General features: G+C 59.3%; 2 protein-coding genes. Both read left to right on the top strand.

Annotated elements, in window-relative coordinates:
- Window positions 1–209: 209 nt before the first annotated feature.
- A complete protein-coding gene (locus R3F00_RS17855) occupies window positions 210–533 on the top strand; it encodes a hypothetical protein (protein WP_371283080.1) in 324 nt (107 codons plus the stop codon).
- A gap of 60 nt (window positions 534–593) precedes the next feature.
- Window positions 594–2,480, top strand: a complete 1,887-nt coding sequence (locus R3F00_RS17850; protein ID WP_371283079.1) for a hypothetical protein — start codon at window positions 594–596, stop codon at window positions 2,478–2,480.
- The last annotated feature ends 214 nt before the right edge of the window (window positions 2,481–2,694 follow it).

The following is a 2,694-nucleotide window of genomic DNA, read 5'->3' as shown; positions in this document are numbered from 1 at the left end:
TGGATGGCTATCTTGCCCAACCTGGATTGCTCTTGGAGCTACGCTTCTGGAAAACGAACCTTGAAGTGATGACGAGCCTCATCGAAAGGCATCAAGTTGCAGCGCGTAGTCTCGCCGAGAGGTTGCACAAGGAAATCGATTCATGAGTCTGTTTGTCGAATTCGAGTGCCGTCATGGGACACGCATGGCTGAACTGGGGGGGAAGCAGGATGAGCGCGACAGACAAGAACTGGACCCCAGCCTGCGCTGGGGTGACGGAAACCTATTGGTGGAACAAGGACGGCAAGTCGAATGTCTTTTCGCTCGTCATTCCCGCCCTTCGGCAAGCTCAGGGCAGGCTCGGCTACGCCGAGGCTGGAAGGGCAAAGAGCGCACGGCCAACCCCGACTGCACCGCTCTTCACCCCAGCGAAGGCTGGACTGTGGAGGCAGGATGCCGGAACGAACATTCGCGTAGCGAATGGCCCGAAGGGCAAGCTGCAGGAGCCGCATGTAGTCCAGTTCCTGCTTTCTTCCTCTCAAATTGCAGAGTGACTCAGTAGTTCTCCTTCCGAATATGCAGAGAAAAGTGACGATGCAAAAACAGGCCGTTCCATGAACCTCTTCGCCGAACTCAAACGTCGCAACGTGATCCGCGTGGCCGGTTTGTATCTGGTCGGTGCCTGGCTGGTGTTGCAGGTGATGGAAACCCTGCTGCCGATTTTCGATACGCCGGCCTGGGTGCTCAAGGCGCTGGTCGTTCTGCTGGCAATCGGATTCATTCCCGCGCTGGTGTTTTCGTGGCTGTTCGAGCTGACTCCGGATGGCATCAAGCGCGATGCCGATGTGTCGGTGACGCAATCCATCGCGGCCAAGACGGGTCAGCGCATGGATCGTCTGATCTTTGCCGGTGTGCTGGCCCTGATTGCAGTGGTCGCGGCCGATCGCTACTGGCCGAAGGGTGATTCCGACAACAAGTCGGCGACGGGCGAGACCACTGCGACAGCGAAGTCGGACGCCAGTGCACAAACACCTGCCGCTGGCACCGAGACCCAGCCGATCGACTCTACGATCCAGCCCAACTCCATCGCCGTGTTGCCCTTTGTCAACATGAGTGCGGACAAGGACAACGAATTCTTCTCCGACGGCATTTCCGAAGAACTGCTCAACGTGCTCGTGCGCGTCGATGGACTGCAGGTCGCTTCGCGAACATCCTCGTTTGCCTACAAGGGCAAGGAGATGAGCTCGCAGGCGATCGCCAGGGAACTCAAGGTCGGCCACCTGCTCGAGGGCAGCGTGCGCAAGTCGGGAGATCGCCTGCGCATCACCGCGCAGTTGATCGATGCGGTCAATGATCGGCATCTCTGGTCGGAAACCTACGATCGCGACCTGACCGACATCTTTGCCATCCAGAGCGAGATCGCCACCGCCATTGCCACGGCGCTGAGTACCGAATTGGGTGACGGCGCCAAATCGGTCGTGCTGGTCAAGGCCGACACTGAAAATTTGTCCGCCTACGAGCTCTACCTGAAGGCGCGGGAGTTGTTCATCGCGCGCAGCGATCTACGCGAAAGCATTCGACTGTACGAACGTGTAGTTGAAATGGACCCGAATTTTGCCCGCGGCTGGGAGGGCCTTGCAGCGGTTTACTGCATCGTCCAGGGTTGGGGAATCCGCGATCGCGACTACCTGGCCCTGGTAGAGGCAACCGCCAAGCGCGCTTTGGAGCTCGATAGCACACTGTCGATGCCTTGGGCTGCCCTTTCGCTGGCCGAAATGAAAAACCGGCCGGTCAACTGGGAGAAGTCGATCGAGCTCGCCAATCGTGCGATCGAGGCCAACCCGAACAACACCACGGCCCTGCTCTGGCGCAGCGTCAGCTGGGTCTATCTGGGCTATTTCGACAAGGCGCTGGCCGACCAGCGACGTTGCCTTGAACTCGACCCCGCCTATCAGAACTGCCTGCGATGGGTATCCCAGTCCCTGGTATCCGAGGGCAAGCAGGACGAAGCCATGGCAGCGTTCGAGCAAGGCGTGGCCAACGGGTTTGTTGAGAATCGGGCATCCGCTTTCGTACCGGTCCTGATCCAGCGCGGCGATCTCTTGTCCGCGCGCTTGTTGTTGCGAAGCCTCGGCAGCCCCTCCGAGCTCACTGAAATTTTTGTCCAGGCCCTGCAAGAACCAGGGGGCGTACATCCTGACGCTCGCGCGATCATGGATCGGCTGGCAGCCGATTCTGATTCGACATTCCAGAGCCAGATCGGAAACGCCCTGGCCTACGTCTGGCTGGGTGAGTTTGATCTGGCTGGCGAATTCGACGATCCGTTGAATGACGCTGTTGACCCATGGATGCCGGGGCCACCTGGCTGGCGTAACTCGGCGGGCTTCAAGCACAAGCTGAAGACATGGGGTGTGCCCGACTATTGGCGCAAGCACGGCTTCCCGCCGCAATGCCGCGCGGTGGGGGAAGACGATTTCACCTGCGACAACATCCAGCCGTGAACATCATCCAGCAACGCAAGCGCCGCGATGGGACTCGCATGGCTGAACTGGGGGAAGCAGGATGAGCATGACAGACAAGATCTGGACCCCAGCCTTCGCTGGGGTGACGAACGGGGGCGTCGTTCGACATGCTCTCGCAATTCCTTTGGTACCTTCTCATCACTCCAGCAAAGGCTGGAGTAGTAGAAAGCGCACGGCCTACCGCAACTCCACT

The sequence above is a fragment of the Dokdonella sp. genome, assembly GCF_041395345.1.
Classification (GTDB): domain Bacteria; phylum Pseudomonadota; class Gammaproteobacteria; order Xanthomonadales; family Rhodanobacteraceae; genus Dokdonella.
This window is presented reverse-complemented; position numbering and strand designations above follow the sequence as displayed.